The organism is Actinomadura rupiterrae (genome assembly GCF_024172125.1).
GTDB lineage: Bacteria > Actinomycetota > Actinomycetes > Streptosporangiales > Streptosporangiaceae > Spirillospora > Spirillospora rupiterrae.
The window spans coordinates 486,230-509,798 of the sequence record NZ_JAMZEA010000006.1 but is presented as its reverse complement, the minus strand read 5'-3'; the positions used below and the strand labels follow the sequence as shown (position 1 = coordinate 509,798).

18 protein-coding genes and 5 tRNA genes are annotated in these 23,569 nt (G+C 71.6%); 12 read left to right on the top strand and 11 right to left on the bottom strand.

Annotated elements, in window-relative coordinates; all coding sequences use genetic code 11:
* Nucleotides 1-15: 15 nt before the first annotated feature.
* The gene (locus tag FHU30_RS23255; RefSeq protein ID WP_253878894.1) at nucleotides 16-615 is read right to left on the bottom strand and encodes a mycothiol-dependent nitroreductase Rv2466c family protein; all 600 of its coding nucleotides are present in this window, start codon (nucleotides 613-615) and stop codon (nucleotides 16-18) included.
* Here FHU30_RS23255 and pdxR point away from each other — a divergent pair.
* Nucleotides 614-2,191: a MocR-like pyridoxine biosynthesis transcription factor PdxR gene (gene pdxR / locus FHU30_RS23250; RefSeq protein ID WP_253878662.1), complete on the top strand. Its 1,578-nt coding sequence runs from the start codon at nucleotides 614-616 to the stop codon at nucleotides 2,189-2,191. The genes FHU30_RS23255 and pdxR overlap by 2 nt on opposite strands.
* Here pdxR and FHU30_RS23245 read toward each other — a convergent pair.
* On the bottom strand, nucleotides 2,174-2,701 hold the full coding sequence (locus FHU30_RS23245; RefSeq protein WP_253878661.1) for a VOC family protein: 528 nt from the start codon (nucleotides 2,699-2,701) through the stop codon (nucleotides 2,174-2,176). The genes pdxR and FHU30_RS23245 overlap by 18 nt on opposite strands.
* A 179-nt stretch (nucleotides 2,702-2,880) precedes the next feature.
* Here FHU30_RS23245 and FHU30_RS23240 point away from each other — a divergent pair, with 179 nt between their 5' ends.
* Entirely contained in the window at nucleotides 2,881-4,239 is a 1,359-nt protein-coding gene (locus FHU30_RS23240) for a hypothetical protein (RefSeq protein ID WP_253878660.1), read from the top strand.
* A 61-nt stretch (nucleotides 4,240-4,300) separates the two neighbouring features.
* Here FHU30_RS23240 and FHU30_RS23235 read toward each other — a convergent pair whose 3' ends face one another.
* The 5 genes from FHU30_RS23235 to FHU30_RS23215 form a co-directional block, all read right to left on the bottom strand.
* On the bottom strand, nucleotides 4,301-5,413 hold the full coding sequence (locus FHU30_RS23235; protein WP_253878659.1) for a WD40 repeat domain-containing protein: 1,113 nt from the start codon (nucleotides 5,411-5,413) through the stop codon (nucleotides 4,301-4,303).
* A 119-nt stretch (nucleotides 5,414-5,532) separates the two neighbouring features.
* Nucleotides 5,533-5,607, bottom strand: a tRNA-Val gene (locus FHU30_RS23230).
* Nucleotides 5,608-5,637: 30 nt separating this feature from the next.
* Nucleotides 5,638-5,709 (bottom strand) — tRNA-Gly (locus FHU30_RS23225).
* A gap of 581 nt (nucleotides 5,710-6,290) precedes the next feature.
* Nucleotides 6,291-7,209 (bottom strand): IS5 family transposase gene (locus FHU30_RS23220; RefSeq protein WP_372503842.1). Its coding sequence is split into 2 segments (ribosomal slippage): nucleotides 6,291-6,861 and nucleotides 6,860-7,209, totalling 921 coding nucleotides; the frame shifts between segments, so codons are not numbered across the junction.
* A 59-nt stretch (nucleotides 7,210-7,268) separates the two neighbouring features.
* Nucleotides 7,269-8,570 (bottom strand): alkaline phosphatase family protein, encoded by a 1,302-nt coding sequence (locus tag FHU30_RS23215; RefSeq protein WP_253878658.1) that lies wholly within the window; start codon nucleotides 8,568-8,570, stop codon nucleotides 7,269-7,271.
* 1,225 nt (nucleotides 8,571-9,795) lie between these two features.
* Here FHU30_RS23215 and FHU30_RS23210 point away from each other — a divergent pair.
* Complete coding sequence (locus FHU30_RS23210) at nucleotides 9,796-10,578, top strand: hypothetical protein (RefSeq protein WP_253878657.1); 783 nt, start codon at nucleotides 9,796-9,798, stop codon at nucleotides 10,576-10,578.
* Nucleotides 10,579-10,688: 110 nt separating this feature from the next.
* Here the strand turns inward: FHU30_RS23210 and FHU30_RS23205 are convergent, their stop codons facing one another.
* The 4 genes from FHU30_RS23205 to FHU30_RS23190 all read right to left on the bottom strand — a co-directional run bounded on the left by FHU30_RS23205 (nucleotide 10,689) and on the right by FHU30_RS23190 (nucleotide 12,769).
* Entirely contained in the window at nucleotides 10,689-12,326 is a 1,638-nt protein-coding gene (locus FHU30_RS23205) for an ABC-F family ATP-binding cassette domain-containing protein (protein WP_253878656.1), read from the bottom strand.
* 197 nt (nucleotides 12,327-12,523) lie between these two features.
* Nucleotides 12,524-12,595 (bottom strand) — tRNA-Val (locus FHU30_RS23200).
* A gap of 4 nt (nucleotides 12,596-12,599) precedes the next feature.
* Nucleotides 12,600-12,670 (bottom strand) — tRNA-Cys (locus tag FHU30_RS23195).
* A 27-nt stretch (nucleotides 12,671-12,697) separates the two neighbouring features.
* A tRNA-Gly gene (locus tag FHU30_RS23190) sits at nucleotides 12,698-12,769 on the bottom strand.
* A 185-nt stretch (nucleotides 12,770-12,954) separates the two neighbouring features.
* Here FHU30_RS23190 and FHU30_RS23185 point away from each other — a divergent pair.
* The 9 genes from FHU30_RS23185 (at nucleotide 12,955) to FHU30_RS23145 (ending at nucleotide 23,565) form a co-directional block, all read left to right on the top strand.
* Entirely contained in the window at nucleotides 12,955-13,671 is a 717-nt protein-coding gene (locus FHU30_RS23185) for an ArsR/SmtB family transcription factor (RefSeq protein WP_253878655.1), read from the top strand.
* A 63-nt stretch (nucleotides 13,672-13,734) separates the two neighbouring features.
* The gene (locus tag FHU30_RS23180) at nucleotides 13,735-14,712 is read left to right on the top strand and encodes a chorismate-binding protein (protein ID WP_253878654.1); all 978 of its coding nucleotides are present in this window, start codon (nucleotides 13,735-13,737) and stop codon (nucleotides 14,710-14,712) included.
* Nucleotides 14,702-15,541, top strand: coding sequence for an aminotransferase class IV (locus tag FHU30_RS23175; protein ID WP_253878653.1), 840 nt, complete (start codon nucleotides 14,702-14,704; stop codon nucleotides 15,539-15,541). Before FHU30_RS23180 ends, FHU30_RS23175 begins: the two co-directional genes overlap by 11 nt.
* A 201-nt stretch (nucleotides 15,542-15,742) precedes the next feature.
* Nucleotides 15,743-17,254: an extracellular solute-binding protein gene (locus FHU30_RS23170; RefSeq protein WP_253878652.1), complete on the top strand. Its 1,512-nt coding sequence runs from the start codon at nucleotides 15,743-15,745 to the stop codon at nucleotides 17,252-17,254.
* On the top strand, nucleotides 17,226-18,143 hold the full coding sequence (locus FHU30_RS23165; protein WP_253878651.1) for a carbohydrate ABC transporter permease: 918 nt from the start codon (nucleotides 17,226-17,228) through the stop codon (nucleotides 18,141-18,143). The genes FHU30_RS23170 and FHU30_RS23165 overlap by 29 nt, the downstream gene beginning before the upstream one ends.
* 25 nt (nucleotides 18,144-18,168) lie before the next feature.
* Nucleotides 18,169-18,984, top strand: a complete 816-nt coding sequence (locus FHU30_RS23160) for a carbohydrate ABC transporter permease (RefSeq protein WP_253878650.1) — start codon at nucleotides 18,169-18,171, stop codon at nucleotides 18,982-18,984.
* A complete protein-coding gene (locus FHU30_RS23155; RefSeq protein ID WP_253878649.1) occupies nucleotides 18,981-20,081 on the top strand; it encodes an ABC transporter ATP-binding protein in 1,101 nt (366 codons plus the stop codon). Before FHU30_RS23160 ends, FHU30_RS23155 begins: the two co-directional genes overlap by 4 nt.
* Complete coding sequence (locus tag FHU30_RS23150; protein ID WP_253878648.1) at nucleotides 20,078-21,274, top strand: CehA/McbA family metallohydrolase; 1,197 nt, start codon at nucleotides 20,078-20,080, stop codon at nucleotides 21,272-21,274. The genes FHU30_RS23155 and FHU30_RS23150 overlap by 4 nt, the downstream gene beginning before the upstream one ends.
* A complete protein-coding gene (locus tag FHU30_RS23145) occupies nucleotides 21,265-23,565 on the top strand; it encodes a glycoside hydrolase family 38 N-terminal domain-containing protein (protein WP_253878647.1) in 2,301 nt (766 codons plus the stop codon). Before FHU30_RS23150 ends, FHU30_RS23145 begins: the two co-directional genes overlap by 10 nt.
* Nucleotides 23,566-23,569 lie beyond the last annotated feature (4 nt).

Below are 23,569 nucleotides of genomic sequence, written 5' to 3'. Positions count from 1 at the left end.
TTGTCAGGGAGCGGGTCAGTTGACTCTGGGGGATTCGGTGCGGCCTCGTTTCAGTTCGTAGAAGCCGGGGGCGGCTGTCACGAGGAGGACGCCGTCCCAGAGGCGGCCGGCGTCCTCGCCTCGGGGGACGGGGGTGACGACGGGGCCGAAGAAGGCGTTGACCTTGCCGTCCGGGCCCGGGACGTGGATGGAGGGGGTGCCGAGGTCCTCGCCTACCGGGTCGAGGCCGGCGTGGTGGCTCGCGCGTAGGGCCTCGTCGTGCTCGGGGGAGTCGGCGGCGTCGGCTAGGCCGGGGTCCAGGCCGAGCTCGGTCAGGGCGCTCACATAGAGGTCGCGGCCGATCGGCGTCTTGTCGTGGTGGATGCGGTTGCCGAGCGCGTCGTAGAGGTCGCGCAGGACGGACGGGCCGTACTTCTGCTCGGCGGCGATCGCCACGCGGACGGGGCCGAGGGTGTCGGCCAGCCAGTTCCGGTACCAGTCGTCCACCTCGCGGCCGTCGTTCAGGAGCCAGAGGCTCATGACGTGGAAGCGCACCTCCACGTCGCGGACGCGTTCCACCTCCAGCAGCCAGCGCGAGGTGTTCCAGGCCCACGGGCATTTGGGGTCGAACCACATGTCGACGGTGGTCAAGGGGGCGCTCCAAGGTCGTTCAGGTTTCGTTGATCCCCAGTCAACGCTCTACGATTGGCGCGCAGTAGTGCCAATTCTCCCCTACCCCGATGGGCCAATCGCGATCGACCTGCACATCAGCCTGGACGGTCCGGGGGACTTCGCGTCCCGCATCCACCGGCAGCTTCTGGACGCGATCCTGGACGGGCGCCTGCGTCCTGGCGAGCGTTTGCCGCCGACGCGGGAGCTGGCCCGTCGGCTGAACGTTTCGCGCAACACCGTCTCCGCGGCTTATGAGCGGCTGACCGCCGAGGGGCTGCTTGTGGCGCGCGTCGGGTCCGGTACGTACGTGGGGCAGGCGCCAGTGGGGCACGTCCGGGACGTCCCGGAAGGTGCGATTCGGCCGCGCCCGGTCTGGGACGGGCTTGTCGAAGCGTCGGACGATGCCGAGGCGCCGACCTATGACTTTCGTATGGGGAAGCCTGATGCGGCGCTGTTTCCGCTACCGGTTTGGAGGCGGCTGCTAGCGGCGGAGTGGCGCGCGTCGACGATCCGGACCGCTGGTTACGGAGCCCCCGCTGGACACCATGGATTGCGCGAGGCGATCGCTCGGTCTACTGGCCTGTCGCGGTCCGTGCGCGCGCGGGGCGACGACGTGGTGGTGACTCAGGGCGCTCAGCAGGCGTTCGATCTCATCGGACGCGTCCTGGTCGAGCCGGGTGACATCGTGGCCGTGGAGGATCCGGGGTATCCGCCGGTGCGCGATCTGTTTCGGTCGCTCGGTGCGCGTGTCGTGCCCGTTCCGGTTGATCGCGAGGGGCTTGAGGTGGAGGCGCTTCCGGACGGTGCCCGTCTGGTGCATGTGACGCCCTCGCACCAGTTCCCGCTGGGCACGCCGATGTCGCTGGCGCGCCGGGCGGCGCTGCTCGACTGGGCCGGACGCCATGACGCCGTGATCGTCGAGGACGACTACGACAGCGAGTTCCGCTTCTCCGACCGTCCGCTCGACCCGCTGCACAGCCTCGACCGCGCCGGACGCGTCCTCTACGTCGGGACGTTCTCGAAGACCCTGCTGCCGATGCTGCGCGTCGGGTTCCTCGTCGCGCCCGCCTCGCTGCGTCCGGCGCTGTGCGCGGCCAAACGGCTCTCCGACTGGCATGGCGAGCCCGTCACGCAGGCGGCGCTCGCCCGGTTCATCGACTCGGGGGAGCTGGCGCGGCATGTCCGGAAGGCCACACGTACCTATGCCGCCCGCCACGAACTTATAGCTGAGGCGCTGGCGGGCGATCTCGCGGCGTGGCTCGATCCCGTCCCCTCGACCGCTGGGCTCCACTTGTGCGCAGTGCTCAAGCCGGACGTTTCAGTCGACATCCCGTCGGTGCTGGCCAGGGCCGGGGAGCGGGGCGTTGCTGCTCAGAGCCTGGCGAAGTACGGCGATGAGGTTTCGCTGCAAGGCGTCGTCCTCGGCTACGGCGCCATCCCGACCGAGCGCGTTCAGGCAGGACTCGCGCACCTTGCCAAGGCGTTCAAGGACGAGACGAAACGTCCGCGGGGCGGCCTCCGGTCAGCCGATTTCCTCTAGGCCCTTCTTGAAGACGCGCTCGGCCTCGTCCTTCGACACGTCGCGACCGGTCAGGTCGTGCCGGGCGTCGCGGAAGCGGAACGCGTAGCCGCGGTCGGGCAGGTGGCAGATCTCCCACCAGTTGCCGTCGAGGTCCTGGAGGTAGAACGCGTAGGTCCCGTGCTGCTCGACCGGTTTGGTCATCTTCCGGATGCCGTACTCGTCCCGGACGGCCGAGATCTTCGCGTGCGCCTCGTCCACCTCCTCGCGGCTCCCGAGGTCGATCCCGTTGTGCCCGAGCAGCGGCATCTCGTGCTGCGCGGCCTTCGGCGTCTCGACGCACACGTACACGTGGTCGCCGCCGAGCCGCACCATCAGCGCGATCGGAGCGTGCTGGATCACCTCCAGCCCGAGGACCTCCTCGTAGAACCGCCGGGACGCCTGGAGGTCCACCACCTCCAGCGTCCCGTGGGACAGGAACCGCGTCTTAAGCAGGGGCTCCTTCGCTGACCGCTGGGTGATTCCCGCCATGTCCTCTCCTCCTGCTGGACGTCCTCCACCGAAGGATGGTCGGTCCCCCGGCCGCTGGCCACCCCTTCCCCGCGACGCCTTGACCCAACTGGTCGGTTGGCCGGATGCGGCCAAGAAAGAGGCACGAGAACCTCTCGACAGGGTCAGCGCACTGCAATCGAACGACTACTGTGCGTGGCATGGGAGATCGAGCGCATTACGTGATCAAGCAGGCCGGAGCCTGGAAGCGGTACTACTCGCAGTGGGGCGGCGCCTCGATGGTGTCCGACTTACTGCCCGGCCCGGCCGAGGCGACCCGGTTCGCGGGGCTCCAGGCCGAGACGGGCGGCTGGATCGACGACGCCATGTGCAGCGGGGCGGCGTTGATCGACCACGACCGGCGGCGGCTGCTGTGGTTCGGCTGGGTGCACGACGCCGCGCACCGCGCCGCCGCGCTCGCCGTGCTGTCCCGCACCTGGGCGGGCTGGCGTGTCGAGTGGGCCTACGACGGCCTCGGCGACATCGTGGCCGCGGTAGGGGAGGACCCTGCCTCCGTCCGCGCCCGCCGCACCCTCAAGGTGCCGGACGATCTGCGGACGGTCGGCGAGTTCGAGCGCGCCTTCCGGAACTTCTCGTTCCCGGGCCGCTCGCCGGACGAGCCGCTCCCGCGCGAGCTGCCCCTCACCCCGATGGGCATGACCCCGGCCGACGAGACCGAACCCGCCTGCCTGATCACCATCACCGGACACCGCCCGTCCGGCGACGACCCCCGGGAGCCTGGGAAGCCTGCCGAGGCCGACGCCCCAATCCCGGCCCCGCGCAACGGCGAGGGCACGACGCGGAACGGCGAGGGCACGACGCGGAACGGCGAGGGCACGACGCGGAACGGCGAGGGTACGGCGCGGAACGGCGAGGGTACGGCGCCAAACGGCGAAGGCGCGGCGCCAAACGGCGAAGGCGCGGCTCAAGGCGAAGCAGGCGCGGCGCATGACGGGAGAGGCGCGGCGCGTGGCGGGGGAGGGGTGGTGCGGGCCTACACGCCCGGGTCGTGGTGCGCGAACGTCATCGAGCACGGGCCGGAAGGGCTTCTCGACGTCCTGGACAGGTGGACGCCCGTGTCGTCCTGCGCCCGCTTCCCGACGTCCGGTGTCCACCTGGACCTGGAGTCCCGCGAGGCCGGGGTCTGGACGACCGGCACGCTCGACCAGATCCTCGACATCGCCTCCGGAGCCTGGGAGGGGTGGCGCTGGTCACGATGGGACGATCGGTGGGACGAGCAGCTCGCGCGGGTTTCGGGTGCGGTCGAACTCCCGCCGCTCGACAGGGCCGGGGGGTTCCGCCGCCTCGCCGAGGACTTCGAGGAGAACCAGGTGGCGGGCCCCGCCGTCCGGGGCGCGATGCTCCTGAACCTCGCGACCGGGGCGCTGCGCGCGTCCATGGAGAAGTCGGGCCACAAGGTCACGACGGCGGCGGACAACTCCATGGTGCATCGCCCCATCGACCTCGCCCCGGAGGCCGCGTCCCATGTCAGGAAGGTCATCGCCGATGCCGCGCCTTGACCGACGTCGAGCCTTCGGCGACCGCCGTCCGATCAACGAAGCCGTGTTGATGCGGGGCGTGTCATGGTGCCAGTTGCCAGACGCAGATCGCGTCGCGGCGGCTGTTGCTGATGACCACTGGACGTCCGTCCAGCTCGGTGATGGCGACGCCGTCCACGCTGCGGGAGTGCTCGCCCACCTGGCGGCTGACGAGCCTGCGGCCGGCCAGGTCCCAGGCATGGACCTTGCCGCCCTCCGAGCCGGTCACGGCGATCGGACGACCATTCACGACGGCTGCGGTGAGGCACGAGATCGCCCCGTCCCCGAGCGCGGCCGCCCCGTCCCCGGGCGTGGCCGCCCCGTCCCCGAGCGCGGCCGCGCCGTCCCCGGGCGTGGCCGCGTTGTCCCTGAGCGTGGCCGCGGTGTCCTCGGGTGTGGCCGCGGCGACCCACTCGCGGGTGGACGGGTCGCCGAGCATGAGCCGTTCGCCGCCGGCCACGACGTGCGCGCGGCCGTCCACGTCCACGAGGGCGAAGACCTTCGGTGTCGCGCCGTCCACGTCGAGCCGGGCGGTGGGATGCCGGCCGTCGATGTCCCACAGGAGCACGCCGCCGCTGCGATCGCCGCCCACGACGACGCGCTGATCGTCGATCATGCCGCCCGCGACGGCACTGGCGCTCAGCGAGCGGGAGGACAGCTCCCAGATCTCGACCCGGAGGATGCGGGGGAAGGGCTGGTCTCCCGGATCGGCCGATTCGCCGGTCCTGGGCACCGTCGGCTCCCACACCTGGACGGCCGTCTCGGACGTTCCTCCGTAGACAAAGAGGCTCTGGCCGGCGAAGTCGACCGCGGTCGCCGAAGCGACCCCGCCGTCCAGGGCGTGCAGCCTGACCGCGCCGGATTCCAGGTCCCACTGGGCGAAGCCCTGGTGGTCACCGCCGCCGGCGATCACGATCCTGCCGTCCACGACCGCGGCGGCGAGCGAGGTGATCTCGGTGTAGTCGCCGTCCTCATCGTGGAACCAGGGATTGGCGAGGGTGTGCTCCGTCCAGATGTCCCGGGCGGGGTCCCAGGTGAAGGCGCGGTGATCACGGTCGGGGGTTCCGACGACGAGCGGGCGCCCGTCCACGGTGACCAGATCGAAGTCGTACAGATGCCCGGAAGGGCAGGAACTGCGGGTGAGGGGAGCGGCCATGCCAAATGATCTTAGGGAGCGGCGCCGACAGGCACCGCGAAACGGCGGACACGCCAGGAGGAGAGGTGATCCTTTCGGGTCCGGGGCATGAAAAAGGCCCCGAAAACGGGGCCTTTTCGTGGTGGGCGATACTGGGATTGAACCAGTGACCTCTACCGTGTCAAGGTAGCGCTCTCCCACTGAGCTAATCGCCCGGAACGTCCGCCCAGCAGGGCGGTCCGGAGAGCGGAAGACGGGATTTGAACCCGCGACCCTCACCTTGGCAAGGTGATGCTCTACCCCTGAGCCACTTCCGCGTGTGCTGCTCGGTGCCTTCCCTTTCGGGCCGGTCCCTCGCGGCGACAAGGAAACTTTAGCGTGGATTCCGAGTGCGTGTGACATCGGAGCGAGCTGATCAGCCATGTCGCCAGGTGCCCCAGCCCCCGCTAGCCCGCCCGAACGACGCCACGTCCGGGTGGGGCGCCCGCTCCTCCTGGCCCGCGCAGAGCTCTGCTGTGCCCGGGAGGCCGCGCCTCTGGACCCACACCGGCCCGGGACGGGCGCCCGAGGCATGCCGGGGCCCACCTCCGGGCCCCGGCGGAACGGAGCCGCACTCAGGCAAGGCGTCCCCTAGCCAGGACTGGGACCGGGAACCCGGAGCCGGAACCCGCGGGCCGGAACCCGGAGCTGGAATCCACGGGCCGGAATCCGGGGGCCGGAATCCGCGGGCTGGAATCCGCGGGCTGGAACCCGGGGGCCGGAATCCGCGGGCCGGAACCCGGGGCTGGAACCCGGGGGCCGGAGGCCATGGCGTGGGTCCCGGGGCGGGCCCCGGGGCGGGGGCGGGGCCGGGACCGGGGGGTGCGGGAGTCGGGGTCGGGAGGTTTGGGGTGGTGGGTTAGGGCCTGTCTGACAATTCGTGGTGGCGGAGCCACAGGACGAGGCTGGCCAGCAGGACGCCGGATCGGTAGCGGCTGGCCAGCTTGTCGAAACGGGTAGCGATCGCGCGGAACTGCTTGAGCTTGGCGAAGCAGCGTTCCACTACGTTGCGTTGTTTGTAGAGCTGGGTGTCGAAGGTGGGTGGCCGGCCGCCGCGACTGCCCTTGCGGGCCCGGTTGGCCTGCTGATCGCGGGGTTGCGGGATCACCGTGTGGATCCGGCGACGGCGCAGGTAGACGCGGATCCGCCGGGCCGAATACGCCTTGTCACCGATCAGCACGTCCGGGGTGGTGCGGGGGTGCCCGCCGCCGGGCCGTGCGACCCTGACCTGAGCCAGGATCTGCTCCAGCACTACCGAGTCGTGCACGTTCCCGCCGGTGATCAGCACGGCCATCGGCAGGCCACGGCCGTCGACGAGCAGATGCAGCTTGGTGGTCAGGCCGCCTCGCGATCGACCCAGCCCCTGCGCGGCTTGGGTGGTTTGATCATCACCCTGCCTGATCGTCCCCTGCAAGGTCCCCCTTTTCCGGGGCCCCGCCCTTGCGGGCTCCGGCGGCGTGCTGGTGCGCGCGGGCGATGGAGGAGTCGATGCTGAAGGTCCAGTCCACCTGGCCGACCGCGTCGTCCTTGACCTGCAGATGCTCCAGCAGACGGGGCCAGGTGCCGTCCTCGTCCCAGCGTTTCCACCGCTCGTAGCAGGTCTGCCAGGGTCCGTACCGTTCGGGAACATCCCGCCAGGGCGCCCCTGTCCGCAACCGCCACAAGATGCCGTTGAGCACCTGCCGGTGGTCTCGCCACCGACGACCCGGCCCAACCCCCTGCGGCAACAACGGCTCGATCTGCGCCCAGGCCGCATCGGTCAACTCACCACGTCTCACCACAACGATCATCCAACCCCGACCAACCCCGACCAACACGATCTTTTGTCAGACAGGCCCTAGTGGCGGGGTTTGGAGGCGAAGCCGTGGCGGGTGGCGTAGGCGGCCAGGTCGTGCCAGTCGTCGCCGGTGTGGGGATGGGGTTCCAGGCATCCGCGGGTGTCCGGGCGCGGGACCTTGTACTGCGGGGCGTGCAGGTTCGGCTTGGCGTGGAAGTCGAGCACCTCGGCGATGTTGCGGGCGGCGGCGTCCCGGACCGAGAGCGGCTTCAGGCCCCAGCGCCACTCGATGGCCTTGAGGACGGAGGTGTGGTCGTAGACCTCGTGCGCGATCGAGCGCCGCCGGGCGCGCGGGGAGATCAGCAGGCACGGGACGCGGAAGCCGCGCAGCCCGGTGCCGAGGTCCGGGCGCGGGTCCGGCCCGGCCGGCGGCGGGACGTGGTCGAAGAAGCCGCCCCACTCGTCGTAGTTGATCACGAAGAGGGTGCGCGGCCAGTTCGGGGAGGTGGTGACGGCCGTGTAGACGTTGTTCAGGAAGTGCTGGCCGAGCCGGATGTCGGCGAGCGGGTGCTCGTCCTCGGACATGCCGGGCAGCGCCTCGCCGAGGAAGCCGGGCTCGACGAAGCTGACGGCCGGGAGCCGTCCGGCCTTCGCGTCCGCGTAGAACTCGGCGATGTTGCGGCTGACGTCCAGGTGCTTCAGGCCCCAGAGCGCGGTGAACGGCACGTCGCTGAAGTAGTAGCGACAGGAGACGCGCTTCTCCTTCAACCGGTCCCAGATGGTGGTGAGCTGCGAGATCGTGAACGTGTTGGACGTCCGGTCCGTCTGCGCCGCGTGCTGGAAGATCCGGTTCGGGAACGTGGACGACATGACCGCCGGGAAGTAGCGGTCGCAGACCGTCCAGTCCCGCGCGGCGTGCCCGTGGAAGCCGAGGTCCGGCCCCTTGAAGTAGCCGATGGAGAACACGTCGTTCTCCCCGGCGCGCAGCCAGCCGTCGCACTTGCCGCCGTTGTACTCGGTGCGCCCGCCCGCGTACGAGTGGTCGGGGTCGTTGAAGCCGCATCCCCACGGCACCGTCAGGTGGTGCGTCGAGTGCGCCTCGCCTTTGGCGTCGGTGAAGGTCAGCCCCTCCTGCTTGCCGTCCGCGCCCGGCAGCCAGCCGAGGTAGTGGTCGAAGGAGCGGTTCTCCATCATCACGACGACGATGTGGTCGATGCCCGACTTCTCCGGTGCAGGCAGCGCCGCCACGGGCGCGCGCGTGGACGCCGACGCCTCGCCCTCGGCCCCGCCCGCCGCCAACACCGCGGCCGCCCCCGCCGTCCCCGCGAGGAACCCGCGCCGTGTCAGGTCGTCGATGCCCATGTGACTCCCTCCATCCACCGCAACAGCGTGAGGAGTATCGCCACGTATGGGGCACGAGCGGAAGAACAAGACCCGAATGCCAAAGAACAAAACCCCGAAAACCCCTCACCCGAATCCCGCCCCGTCCACCCCGCCAACCCCACCCCCGACACCGCCCGACGAGCGAGCGTTCACCCCCGCGCAAGAAGAGACCGATGACCCCCCACAGCAACGGCGTCCGTCCCGCTCAAACCACTCACCCCCAGGACCAGCCGCCGTCGCCCCGCTCGACCAAGTCAGCAGCTCACCCTGAGCTCCCCATACGCGAGCGCGCGTTCCGAACCCAAAGCGCGCCAGCCTCCCAACCCGGCGAGCGAGGCAACATCCGAGCCGCCTTGCGTAACGATGACGCCCAACGCGCGGGGCGCGACGCCCGGCAAGTGGGGCAATGTCCGAGCCGCCTTGCGTGGCGCGACGCCCAACACGCGGGGCGCGACGCCCAAGCGCGGGGCGATGTCGGAGCCAGCACGGAGGCGTGGACCGAGCGCGCGCTAGCACAGTCCGAGCTCGCGCCTGGGCACCGTCCGGGGCGGCGCGTGGGAGGAGGTAAGTGAGACGCGTCTGTGGCGGTGATGTTCGAGGGCGGGACGTGATGCCTGAGCGGCGGGCGTGATGTCGGGCTCCGCGGGGTGATGTGGTGCGGGGCCGTGCTTGGGAGGGTGGCGTTCGCGCGTGTGGGCACCGTCCGGGCGGCGCTTGGAGAGGTTAGGTGGGCCGCGCGTGCGGTGGCGCTGATGTTGGAGGGTCGGGTGATGACGGCGCTTGTGGGCACCGTCCGCAGGCGGCGGTTGGGAGGGGGTACGTCCGAGTCGCGTGCGTGGCGCGGTGCCTGAGCGCGCCGAAGGGTCGGGTGCGAGGTCGGCTCCTGCGGCGCTACGAGCCTGTGCTGGAGGGTGGCATTCGCGTGCGTGTGTTCAGAGTGCGCGCGAGGCGGTATCTGGGGTCGCGTCGTGGGGCGTCCCAGCGAACGCGGAAATGGTGTTTGAGGTCGCGGGCTGGGGATGGGCGGGGTTGCTTGGTGTGCTGCCGGTCGTCGGGGGCGTGGGTGGGATTGGGGGCCGTCGGGGCTTTGGGAGGAGCGCGGTGGGGGGTTGGAGGGGGCGGGGTTTGTCAGACTGGGGGAGTGGGAGACAGAGGGGCTGCGGTGGAGGCGGCCGCCAGGGTTCGGGCCGTCCGGGAGGGGGCGGTGGCTGGGCGGTTGCGCCTTGCGGCGGAGTTCTACCAGGGGCGGCATGCCGCGTATGGACGGGCTGAGCTGAGCTTTCTCCGGTGGACGATCGCGCGCGGGGTGCTCAATCCGCCGGATGCCGACCCGCCGGGGAGTCCCTGGTGGCGTGCGGTGAACGAGCACCTGCTTCGCGACAAGACCGAGGCCGTTCTGCTGGACGGGACGCCGTCGTCCAATCCGCGTGTGGTGCTGTGGCAGCGGTTTCTGCACAGGCCGTCGCCGGCGGCCTGGTACCGCGCGCATAACGCCAGCGTTGTGGCGGGGTATCTGGAAAACCTGCCGTTGGCCTTGGCGGAGTTGCCTGCCGAGCGGTTCATGATGAACGTCGCGCTCGTGCGCGTTCTTTATACGCATGCGATGGTCGCACGGCCGAAATTGGCGCTTGGGCCGCTCGCGCGGCTCGGTCCTCTGCTGGGGGATCCGCGCAAGGGGACGGTCGGGTTCTTTCTCGATCTGCGTCGGGGTTTCCCGGAGCGGTATCCGCTGGTGGGACTGTCTGCCGAGTCGCTCGTCCATGCGGCGGGAGGGCTGCCCCGGCTGCTCGACTACGGGGTGATCAACCAGCGCTCTGCCGAGCTGTACCACTTCTCCGCGGCGTCGCTGGACGAGCCGCGGGTCGCCGACCTCCATCAGGACGGCCTGCCCAGCTACGCGTGGCCCGCCGATCGGCTCTCGATCTGGCCGAACGGCGAGTCCCCTACCCGGATCCTTCGTCTTGCTGCGCGGGCGACCCGTCCGTGAGCACGGCTCGCACGGAGGGCTGCATCATGAGCGGCTGCCTGCACAGGCTCTAGGAGCGTCCGGTTCAGGCGCCGGGTTGCTGCGGCAGGCGGTGCGCGTCGCACGGCGGGTCAGAGTTCGACGATTTTGCCGTTTTCGACTTGGAGGCGGCGGGTGGTGCGGACGGCGTCGAGCATTCGGCGGTCGTGCGTGACGAGCAGGAGCGTGCCGGAGTAGGAGTCGAGTGCGGATTCCAGTTGCTCGATCGCCGGAAGGTCCAGGTGGTTGGTCGGCTCGTCCAGGACGAGGAGGTTGACGCCCTTGGCCTGGAGCAGGGCCAGGGCGGCCCGGGTGCGTTCGCCGGGGGAGAGGGTTCCGGCCGGTCGGAGGACGTGGTCGGCGCGCAGCCCGAACTTCGCGAGGAGCGTCCGGACGTCGGCGGCCGTCATCTCCGGGACGGCCGCGCCGAACGCGTCGAGCAGCGCGTCGTCCCCGAGGAACAGCCCGCGCGCCTGGTCGATCTCGCCGACCAGGACACCCGGTCCGAGCGACGCGTGGCCCTCGTCCACCGGGACGCGGCCCAGCAGGGCGCTCAGCAGGGTCGTCTTGCCCGCGCCGTTCGCCCCCGTGATCGCGACCCGGTCGGCCCAGCTGATCTCCAGGTCCACCGGGCCGAGCGTGAACGAGCCGTGCCGCACGACCGCGCCGCGCAGCGTGGCCGCGACCGCGCCCGAACGCGGAGCCGCGGCGATCTCCATCCGCAGCTCCCACTCCTTGCGCGGTTCGGCGACGACCTCCAGCCGCTCGATGGCCTTCTCGGTCTGCCGCGCCTTCGCCGCCTGCTTCTCGCTCGCCTCGGACCGGAACTTCCGCCCGATCTTGTCGTTGTCGCTCGCCTTCCGGCGCGCGTTCTTGACGCCCTTGTCCATCCACGCGCGCTGCGTCTGCGCCCGGTCCTTGAGCGAGGACAGCTTGTCGGCGTACTCCTCGTAGTCGGCCCGCGCGTGCCGCCGCGCGACCTCCCGCTCGGCGAGGTACGCCTGGTACCCGCCGCCGTATGCGTTGACCTGCTGCTGCGCGAGGTCCAGCTCCAGGACGGCGGTGACCGTCCGGGTCAGGAACTCGCGGTCATGGCTCACCAGGACGGTCCCGGCCCGCAGTTCGGAGACGAACCGCTCCAGCCGCTCCAGCCCGTCGAGATCCAGGTCGTTGGTGGGCTCGTCCAGCAGGAACACGTCGTACCGGCTCAGCAGCAGCGACGCCAGGCCCGCCCGCGCCGCCTGCCCGCCTGACAGGGCCGTCATCGGACGGTCGAGCGAGACCTTCAGCCCGAGTTCGGCCGCCACCTCGCCCGCCCGGTCGGAAAGATCGGCACCGCCGAGCGCGAGCCACCGCTCCAGCGCCTCGGCGTACGCGTCGTCCGCGCCCGGGACCTCGTCGACCAGGCCCTGGGTCGCCGCGTCGAGCTCGGCCTGAGCCTGCGTCACACCCGTCCGGCGTCCGAGGAAGTCCTCGACGGTCTCGCCCGGACGCCGCTCAGGCTCCTGGGGCAGGTACCCGACCAGCGCGTTGGGCGGGCTGAGCCGTACCGAACCGCCCTCCGGCGCGTCCACCCCGGCGAGGAGCCGCAGCAACGACGACTTCCCCGCCCCGTTGGCCCCGACCAGCCCCACGACGTCCCCGGGAGCCACGACCAAGTCAAGCCCGGAGAACAGAACCCGGTCCCCGTGCCCCGCGGCAAGTTCCTTAGCAACAAGAGTGGCGCTCACGTCCCAAACGCTACCGCCGCAACCAGCACGAATGCGCATCCCTGAGCCAGCAGCGCCAGCACGAACGCGCATTGCTGAGCCGGCAGGGGGGGCGTGGGGGCGGAGCCCCCACATCGGGGGTCTGGGGGTCGTCCCCCAGGAAAGCATTGCGGGCCACCCTGGAAGGCGCGGAGCGCCGACCATGGTGGCCCGCCACGTGGGCGATACTGGGATTGAACCAGTGACCTCTACCGTGTCAAGGTAGCGCTCTCCCACTGAGCTAATCGCCCGAAGAGGTGGAGACGGGATTTGAACCCGTGTACACGGCTTTGCAGGCCGTTGCCTCGCCTCTCGGCCACTCCACCAGAGCGAGGCCGTGCGAGGCCTCTCAGAGCGGAAGACGGGATTTGAACCCGCGACCCTCACCTTGGCAAGGTGATGCTCTACCCCTGAGCCACTTCCGCGTGCCCTCCGGGTTCCCCCGGCGACAGAGAGAACACTAGCGCGTCAGCGCCGCTTCCCCAAACCGGATTACGGCAGGACGCCTCCGGAACACGCGACGGTGCCCCCGGGCCTCCCGGGGACGCCGACAGATCATGCAGGGACGGTTCGATGGGGGTCGAAGTGTCCGGCGCTTAGGCTCGGGGGCATGAGCTTGGCGTATGACTCCGACATCGCCCCGGTGGCGGCGCTGATGGCCGACCGGGCGCGGGCGGCGATGCTGACGGCGCTGCTGGACGGGCGCCCGCTGGCGGCCGGGGAGCTGGCCCGGACGGCCGGGGTGAGCCCGCAGACGGCGAGCGCGCACCTGGCGAAGCTGCTGGACGGCGGCCTGGTCAGCGTGGTGGCGCAGGGCCGGCACCGGTACTACCGGCTCGCCGGGGACGAGGTCGCCGCGGTGATCGAGGCGCTCAGCCGGATCAGCCCGGACGTCGAGGTGCGGGGCCTGCGCCAGTCGCAGCTGGCGCGAAGGCTGCACACGGCTCGGACCTGCTACGACCACCTCGCCGGCGAGGCTGGGGTGGCGCTGTTCGCCGCGCTGGTGGACGGCGGCATGATCGAGCCGGACGGCGGGCGTCCGGTCGAGACGGGCGTCCCGTACGAGGCGACGGAGAAGGGTGAGCACCGGTTCGAGGAGATCGGGCTCGACCTGCCCGCGCTGCGGCGGAGGCGGCGCAGGTTCGCCGGGGCCTGCCTGGACTGGACGGAACGCCGCCCGCACCTCAACGGCGCGCTCGGCGCGGCTCTGACCAGCCGGTTGATCGAGCTGGGCTGGTTCGAGCGGGGCCGCGAGCGCCGCGCCCTCACGGTGACCGGCGCGGGGCTCAGCGGCCTCGCCGACTCCTTCGGCTGCGTCCTCAGCTGAGGGCCTGCCGCGAGCGCCGGGCCCAGGGTGCCGCGCCCGGCGGGCGGGCGGCAGACTGGGGGCATGTTCGTGCACGTCGGAGGGATGCTGGCGACCGGGCTCGCGGAGGTGACCAGCGACCCGGCGGCGCTGGACGGGCGCGGCTGGTGGGCGGTCGTCGTGAGCTACGAGGGCAAGATCACCTGCGCGCGGTTCGAGGACGTGCGCGAGGCACCGCATCCGGACGGGTCGTGGCGCGCGCCCGGGGAGTGGCGGTCGTCGCTGGACCAGGACGAGTACATGCGGGGCGTCGAGCGGATCCGGGCGGCGATCGCGGACGGCGTCGTCTACCAGGCGAACCTGTGCCGGGTGCTGTCCGCGCCGCTGGCCGGGGACGCCGAGATCGCCGGCCTCGGCACGCGGCTGGCCAGGGGGAACCCGGCGCCGTACGCGATGACGGCGAGCCTGCCGGGGATGGCGCTCGCGTCCGCGTCGCCCGAGCTGTACCTCGCGCGGGACGGCCGGACGGTCACGTCCAAGCCGATCAAGGGGACCGCGCGCACCGAGGCCGAGCTGCTGCACAAGGACCGCGCCGAGAACGTCATGATCGTCGATCTCGTCCGGAACGACCTCGGACGGGTCGCGGCGGTGGGGACGGTCGAGGTCCCCGGGCTGCTCGAACTGGAGGAGCACCCGGGGCTGGTGCACCTGGTGTCCACGGTGAAGGCCGAGCTGGAGCCGGGGGCGGGCTGGCCGGAGCTGATCGAGGCGACGTTCCCGCCCGGGTCGGTTACGGGGGCGCCGAAGCAGAGCGCGCTGGTCCTGCTGGACGAGCTGGAGCCCGTGCCGCGCGGCCCGTACTGCGGAGCCGTCGGCTGGGTGGACGCGGACGCCGGACGCGGCGCGCTCGCCGTCGGGATCCGGACGTTCTGGGCCGAGGACGGCCTGCTGAAGTTCGGGACGGGGGCCGGGATCACCTGGGGATCCGACCCGCTGGGAGAATGGCGGGAGACCGAGCTGAAGGCGGCTCGGCTGCTGGAGGTGGCGTCAGGTGAGCGGTGAGCGGGCGAAGGTCTGGGTCGACGGGGCCCTGCTGGATCCCGATGAGGCGTCGGTGTCGGTGTTCGACCACGGCGTCCTGGTCGGGGACGGCGTGTTCGAGACGGTCAAGGTCGTGGACGGGGAGCCGTTCGCGCTGACCCGGCACCTGCGGCGGCTGGCGCGGTCGGCCGCCGGGCTCGGCCTGCCCGCGCCGGACGAGGCCGCGCTCGCCGAGGGCGTCCGCGCGACGCTGGAGACCGCGCCGGACATGCCGCTCGCCCGCATCCGGATCACCTACACCTCCGGGGTTGGGCCGCTCGGCTCCGAGCGCGGCACGGAGGGCACGACGGCGACGATCATCGTGGCCGAGCAGAAGCCGTTCGCGGAGACCGCCGACGTGGTCGTGGTGCCGTGGAAGCGGAACGAGCACGGCGCGCTGGCCGGTCTCAAGACGACGTCCTACGCCGAGAACGCGCTGTCGCTGGCCTACGCCAAGGAGCGCGGCGGCGGCGAGGCGGTCTTCGCCAACCTCGCCGGGAACCTGTGCGAGGGCACCGGCACGAACGTCTTCGTCGTGCTGGACGGCGAGCTGGTCACCCCGACCCTGGAGGCCGGCTGCCTGGCGGGCATCACCCGCGAGCTGGTGCTCGAATGGTGCGGCGGCGTCGAGGGCGATGTGCCGATCTCCGAGCTGTACCGGGCGGAGGAGGCCTTCCTGACGTCCACGACCAGGAACGTCCAGCCGATCAGGAAGGTCGACGACACCGTCCTGCGAGCGGCGCCCGGACCGGTGACCCGCAAGGCCATGGAGGCCTTCGCCGCGCGCTCGGCCGAGCAGACCGACCCGTGACCGCCCGCGCGCCGGCCGCATGATCGCCCGCGCGCCGGCCACACCGGCCGCGTGATCGCCCGCGCACCGGCCGCAGCGGCCGCGTGATCGCCCGCGCTCGGACCGCATGATCGGCCGGGCGGGCGAATCGATGATCGAATAGGTCTTTACGCCGTTCGACTCATCGGTCACGTTAGCGGTGACGCCCTTTTGGAGGTCACCGTGGACATCCCCGGACGGCCCGCAGCGGCCCGACTCCCACTCCGACCCGGCTCACTCCTCCGACCAGGCTCACCGCTCCGACCCGCCTTCCGCCGCAACCCGTTCCGCTCCGGCCCGGCGCTTCCGGCCGCGCTCGCCGTGCTGATGGCGGGCGCGGCCCTGTCGTCCTGCGGCGGCGGCTCGTCCTCGACCGATCCGCAGCGCAACGCCAAGGCCAAGACGTTCACCCTCACGATCGCCCGCAACGCCATCGTCGGCGGCAAGAACAGCGCCGAGGCGGAGTGGGTCACCAAGACCGTCATCCCCGGCTTCGTCGCGGCGGAGAAGGCCAAGGGCCTGCACGTCAAGGTCGTCTACCACGGCTACGGCGTGGACGACGAGGCGTACAAGACCAAGACCGCGCTCGACCTGAAGTCCAAGGCCGGGGCCGACATCGTCAGCCTGGACGGGATCTGGGTCGGCGAGTTCGCGCAGGCGGGGTACATCAAGCCGCTCACCGACGTGGTCGGGCCGCGGGCGGACTCCTGGGACGGCTGGTCCCAGATCAGCCCGTCGGTCCAGCAGTTGGGAGCGTTCCAACTCAAGCGGTACGGCATCCCGCCCAGCACGGACGGGCGCGTGCTCTTCTACAACAAGAAGCTGCTCGCGCAGGCAGGGCTACCGGCCAACTGGCAGCCGACGAGCTGGAACGACATCCTCGCCGCAGGACGGGCGCTGAAGAAGCTCCCCGGCGTCACGCCGCTCCAGATCAACGCGGGCACGGCGATGGGCGAGGCGACCACCACGCAGGGCGTGCTGCCGCTGCTCGCGGGCGCCGGCGCGGAGATCTACTCCGGCGGCAAGTGGACCGGCGGCGGCCCGGCGATGAAGCAGGTCCTCGGCCTCTACCAGCAGCTCTACGGACCGGGCGGGCTCGGCGACCGCAAGCTCCAGGAGGAGGCGAAGGGGCGGGACAAGTCGTTCGAGGAGTTCGCGTCCAACAAGATCGGCGTCCTGCTGGAGGGCGTCTACTTCTGGCGCGCGGTGCTGAACCCGAAGGACGGCATCGCCAAGATGGCCGACCGCGACCAGTCCGTCGGGTACGCCCTGATTCCGGCGATGGCTCCCGGCAAGGGGGTGAGAGGGCAGTCGTTCGTCAGCATGTCCGGCGGGTCGGTCGCCGCGGTCAACCCGCACACCAGGTACCCGCAGCAGGCGTTCGACCTGCTGACCTACCTGAACAGCGCGGACGCGATGAAGGCGCGCATCGCCGGGAACCCCGAGGTGACGTCCCGGAACGACGTGAACGCCGAAGCGCTGAAGAGCGACCCGTTCCTGACGTTCGTCGCGCAGAAGGTGCTGCCGATCACGCTGTTCCGGCCGGGGCTCGCGGCGTACACGCAGGTCTCGACGGCGCTGGAGGAGGCGACGGCGAGCGTGGTGGCAGGGCACGGCCCGGACGACGCGGCGGCGCAGTACACCAAGAAGCTGGAGGGGATCGTCGGTGGCCCCGGACACGTCAACGCGGGCTGAGCCCACCCGGAGCGCCGCGGTCGACGTCGTGGGGCTGGGGCGGCGGCGCGCGGCCGCGTTCGTCGCCCCGGCGCTCGTCCTCATCGTCGTGTTCCTGGTGTTCCCGGCGCTGTGGACGCTGTACCTGGGCGTTACCGACTACCGGCTGACCGGCCTCGCGGCGACGCATCCGCACTTCCTCGGCGCCAAGAACTACACCGATGTCGTCGCGGACGGGCGGTTCCACAACTCGCTGTGGCTGACGCTGGAGTTCGTCGGGGGATCGGCGGTGCTCGGGCAGACCGTCCTCGGCTTCGCGATCGCGTGGGTGATGCGCGAGCGCCCGGCGGCCGTCCGCCGGACGGTCGAGGCGCTCGTGCTGCTCTGCTGGATCCTGCCCGGATCGGTGGTGGCGTTCCTGTGGCTCGCGCTGCTCGACCGGGACGGCGGGACGCTCAACGCGATGCTCGGCACGCCCGGCACGGCCTGGCTGCTCGACCATCCGATGGCCTGCGTCATCGTGTTCAACATCTGGCGGGGCACGGCGTTCTCGATGATGCTCTACACCGCCGCCCTTGGGAACGTTCCGCCGTCGCACCTGGAGACGGCGCGGCTGGCCGGCGCGTCCACCTGGCAGACGCTGCGGGACGCGGTGCTGCCGAAGATCCGCAGGCACGTGCTGACGAGCCTGCTGCTGGTCAGCCTGTGGACGTTCAACGACTTCACCCCGTTCCTGATCACCGCGGGCGGCCCGGAGAACCGCTCGGAGGTCATGTCCGCCTACGTGTACCGGACCGCGCTCGGCGAGGGGCGGCTCGGCTTCGGCGCCGCGATCTCCCTGGTCATGCTGCTGATCAACCTGCTCATCGCCTTCGCCTACCTCCAGGCCCTCCGAAGGAGGCGCACATGAGCCCGGAACCCCCGAGGGGGCGCGCATGAGGACGGCGCTGCGGCGGATCGCCGCGACCACGTTCGTGTCGCTCGTGCTGGCGTTCTTCGCGCTGCCGATGCTGTGGCTGGCGAGCGCGCCGTTCAACGCGGACCCGAAGATCAACGTGTCGCTGCCGAGCTTCACGCTGGAGAACTTCCGCGTCCTGATGGACGACCCGTACGCGCTGAGGTCGCTGCGCAACTCGGTGATCCTCGCGGCCGGGACGGCGCTGGTCGTAGTGGTGTTCGCGGCGCTCGCCGCCTACGCGCTCAGCCGGGTCCGGCTGCCCGGCCGGGACGTGCTGCTCTACCTGCTGCTCCTGCTGTCGTCCATCATCACCGGCACGGCCGCGATGGTGCCGATCTTCCTGCTGGCCACCCAGCTGCACCTGGTCGACTCGCACCTGGGTGTGGTGCTGGTGCTGTCCGGCGGGCTGCTGCCGACCGCGATCTTCCTGCTCAAGGACTTCACCGACGCCACCCCCGCGTCCTACGAGGAGGCCGCGCGGGTGTTCGGGGCCTCGCCGCTGCAGACGCTGCGGCACGTGGTCGTCCCGGTGATCCGGCCGGGGCTGGCGATGGTCGGGATCTGGACGGTCGCGCAGGTGTGGGGCGACTTCCTGATGCCGTTCCTGCTGCTGCGCGATCCGGACAAGGCCCCCGCGTCGGTGATCATGTACACCTTCTACACCGAGGGCGGCCAGCCGGACCTGGCCCTGATCTCCACCTTCTCGCTGCTCTACTCGGTGCCCGTTGTGGCGATGTACCTGCTGGTCAGCCGCCGGTACGGGTTCCGCTTCCACGGAGGGATCAAGCGGTGACCGGTGATCGACGCGAGCCGGCCGGTGTCGGGCTGAGCGCGCTGACCAAGGACTACCCCGGCGGCGTCCGGGCGGTGGACGGCCTGGACCTGGACGTCCCGGACGGCGCGTTCTTCGCGCTGCTCGGGCCGTCCGGCTGCGGGAAGACCACCCTGCTGCGGACGATCGCCGGGCTGGAGTCCGCGACGTCCGGGACGGTCCGGATCGGCGACCGCGACGTGACGCGGCTGCCGCCGGGCCTCCGTGACGTCGGGATGGTGTTCCAGGACTACGCGCTCTTCCCGCACATGACCGTCGCCGACAACATCGCCTATCCACTCCGCATCAAGAAGGTCGGCAAGGGCGACAGGCGCGCGGCGGCGGCGGCCGTCGCGTCCTCGCTCGGCCTGTCGGACCTGCTGGAGCGGCGTCCGGCGGAGCTGAGCGGCGGCCAGCAGCAGCGGGTCGCGCTCGCCCGCGCGATGGCGGCCCGTCCGAAGGTGTTCCTGCTGGACGAGCCGCTGTCGAACCTGGACGCGCGGCTCCGCCTCGAAGCCCGCACGTTCCTGAAGAAGCTGCAGCACGAGCTGGGCGTGACGACGCTGTTCGTCACGCACGACCAGGCCGAGGCGCTCGCCATGGCCGACCGGATCGCGGTCATGGAGGCCGGCCGCATCCGGCAGGTCGGGACGCCGGCGGAGGTGTTCCGGCGGCCCGCGAACCTGTTCGTCGCGTCGTTCATCGGCTCGACGCCGATGAACCTCGTGGACGCGCGCGTCACCGGCGGCCTGGTCGAGGCGGCCGGAGCGCGCCTGCGCCCACCGGTGCATGTGGACGACGGCGAACAGGTCGTCTACGGCGTCCGGCCCGAGTACCTGGACTTCTCGCCGACACCCGTGGACGAGGCGTTCCACGGAAGGGTCGTCGTGGTGGAGAACCTGGGTACCAGCTCACTGGTGACCCTGGAGACCGGGGACGGCGTGCTCGTGCACGTCGTCGTCCCGGAGGACGCCGAACCCGAACCGGGCGGCGAGGGCTGGGCGGCTCCGCGCCCCGGCCGTGCACTGCTCTACCGCGAAGGGGACCTGATGCAGAACGACGTGACGGCGGCGGCATGATCCGGTTCGAGGGCGTCTGGACGCTGGAGGACCGGCTCGAACGGATCATGCGCGAGCTGTCCTTCGAGGTGCCGCCCGGGACGGCCGCGCTGACCGTCCGGCTGCGCTTCGAGGCCGGGGTGATCGACCTCGGCTGCGGCGGGCCGGGCGGGTTCCGCGGCTGGTCGGGCGGCGCGCGCGACACCTACACGATCGCCGCCGGCTGGGCGACGCCCGGCTACCTGCCGGGCGAGCTGGAGCCGGGGGAGTGGCAGGTGTGGTTGCGGCTGCACCGCATCCCGCCCGAAGGCGTCCCGTACGAGGTGACGGTCGAACTCACCGATCGTGCGCCGGAGCGCCCCGAGACACCGTCGCCGCCTGCTGTTCCGGACCGTCCGGCGCGGCGGGGCGGCCTGCCCGAGCCGTCCGGGATGCGGTGGTTGGCCGGTGACCTGCACGCGCACACCGTGCACAGCGACGGGACGCTGACCGTCCCCGAGCTGGCCGATCTCGCCGTGCGGGAGGGGCTGGACTTCCTCGCCGTCACCGACCACAACACCGTCAGCCACCATTCGGAACTGCCCGGTGCGTCGAAGCACGCCGGGATCGTCCTGGTGCCGGGGCAGGAGGTCACGACCGACTACGGGCACGCCAACGCGTTCGGCGACACCGGCTGGATCGACTTCCGGCGCCCGGCGGCCGAGTGGGACGCGCCCGGCGGTGTCCTGTCGATCAACCATCCGCTCTCCGGCGACTGCGCGTGGCGGCATCCCGTCCCGCCCGGGAAGCGCGCGCGGCACGTCGAGCTGTGGCATTCGTCCTGGTGGGACAGGACGTGGGGCGCGCCGCTCGCGTGGGCCGCGCTCTGGCGGGACGACACGGTCGCGCTCGGCGGCAGCGACTTCCACGACCCCGCGCAGCACAAGACGCTCGGCGAGCCGACCACGTGGGTGCTCGCCGAGGACGGCTCGCCGGAGGCGGTCGTCGCCGCGATCGCGGCCGGACGCACCGCCGTCACCAACGGCCGCTCCGGCCCGCTCCTGCTGCGCGTCGGCGACGAGCTGCACGCGCTCGGCGCGGACGGGAGCGTGCTGTGCGCGCCGGACGGGCGGCGCACGGCCGTCCGCGGCGACCGGGTGGTGCTCGCCGCCACCGAGACCGGAACACACCGCCTCGAAACGGACAGGAACGAGGTGATCGCGCTATGCGGTTGAATGACGAGGCGCTCGTGGTGGTCCCGCACACGCACTGGGACCGCGAGTGGTACCTGCCGTTCCAGCGGTTCCGGCTGAAGCTGGTCGGCCTGCTGGACGACGTGCTCGACCGGATGGACCGCGATCCCCGGCTGCGGTTCACCCTGGACGGCCAGATGGCCGCCGTGGACGACTACCTGGAGATCAGGCCCGAGCGCGCCGAGCTGGTGGCGCGGCTCGTCCGTGACGGGCGGCTCGCGGTCGGCCCCTGGCAGATCCTCATGGACGAGTTCCTGTGCTCCGGCGAGACGATCGTGCGGAACCTGGAGCTAGGGCTGCGCCGCGCGGACGCCCTCGGCGGCGCCATGCGGATCGGCTACCTGCCCGACATGTTCGGGCACATCGCGCAGATGCCGCAGATCCTCGCCGGCTTCGGGATCGACCGGGCCTGCGTGTGGCGGGGCGTCCCGGAGCGGATCACGACCCACGCGTTCGCCTGGCAGGCCCCGGACGGTTCGCGCGTCCGGACTGAGTACCTGCCCGGCGGCTACGGCAACGCCGTCCACATGTTCGACGACGAAGGGCTGCACGAGGACCGCGCCGAGGACGTGGCGGCATGGCTGCGCCAGTGGCGTCCCGAGGGTGGTCCGTCGCTCGCCATGTACGGATCGGACCACACCGCGCCCGCCGCCGACCTGGCGGAACAGGTCGAGAACGCGTCGATGCCCATGCGGCTGGCGACGCTCGGTGAGTTCCTCACCGACGCGTCGCTCGACGGCCTACCGGTGGTGGAAGGCGAGATGCGCTCGCACGCGCGCGCGAACATCCTGCCCGGCGTCTTCTCCGTGCGTATACCGCTGAAGGCGGCGATGGGCGCTGCCGAGCGCCGCGTCACGCGCTACGCCGAGCCGCTCGCCGCGCTCTGGCTCCCGGACGGCTCGGCCGACCGGTTCCTGGAGCTGGCCTGGCGCAAGCTCATCGAGGTCAGCTGCCACGACTCGGTCACCGGCTGCGGCAGCGACGCCACCGCGCAGCAGGTCGCGGCCCGGATGGCCGAGGCCGAGCAGCTCGGCCACGCCGTGTTCGACCTGGTCACGGGCCGTCTCGCCGCGTCGGTCGACCGGGGTGACCACCTGGTCGTCAACCCGTCGCCGGTGCGGCGCCGCGGGGTCGTCCGGGTCGGCGAGCCGGTGCTGGTGGAGGTCCCGGCGCTCGGCTGCGCCACGGTCCGGTCGGCGTCCGTCCAGCCGCGGCACCCGGCGCGGATCGAGGACGACCGTCCGGTGAACGACCTCACCGGCATCCGCGACCTGGGACGGATCGTGGACGGCGGCGACACCGGCGACACCTACAACTACGCGCCGCCGAAGAGCGACGTCCTGGTGGACGAGCCGGAGACCGAGCACGTCCAGGTCCGCGAGGACGGGCCGGTCGTCGCGTCCGTCGCGCTCGACCGCGAGTACGCGTGGCCGCTCGAAGCCGACGCTGACGCGCGCTCCACCGCGACCGCCCGGGTCGCGGTGCACACGCTCGCGGAGGTTCACGCGGACGAGCCGTTCACGCGGATGACCATCGCGTTCGACAACCCGTGCCGCGACCACCGCGTCCGGCTTCACCTGCCGCTCCCGCGCCGGGCGGACCGGTCGTTCGGCGAGGGCCAGTTCGCGGTCGCCGAACGCGGCCTGACCGGCGAGGGCGGGCATGGCGAGTTCCCGATCCCGACGTTCTCCGCGCACGCGTTCGTCGCGGCCGGCGGGCTCGCGGTGCTGCTCCGGCACGTCACCGAGTACGAGGTCGTGAACGACGGGACCGAGCTGGCGCTGACGCTGCTGCGCTCGGTGGAGATGCTCTCGCGCGACGACAACGGGCTGCGGGAGGAACCGGCCGGGCCGCAGGTCTTCACCCCGGACGCCCAGTGCCTCGGCCGCCAGGTCGTCGAGCTGGCGCTGATGCGCTACGACGGCGACCGGCCCGGCCCCGAGGTGATCGCGGCGGCCGAGCTGTTCGGGCACGAGGTGAAGGCGGTGCGCGGCACGGCGCGCGAGGAGGCGCCGCCGCCCGAGCCGCGGACGGGCGTGCGGGTGAGCGGCGACGGCGTGGTCCTGTCGTCGCTGCGCCGCCGCGACGGGATGCTCGAACTGCGCGTGGTGAACGAGCTGCCCGAGCCGTCCGAGGCGGTCGTGACCGGCGACTTCACCTCGGCGACGCGCCGAGACCTGGCGGGCCGTCCGACCGGGCCGCTGGAGGCCTCGACCGGACGCTGCGCGCTGCCGCTGCGCCCCTGGGAGATCGCCACGATCGCCCTCGGCTGAGACC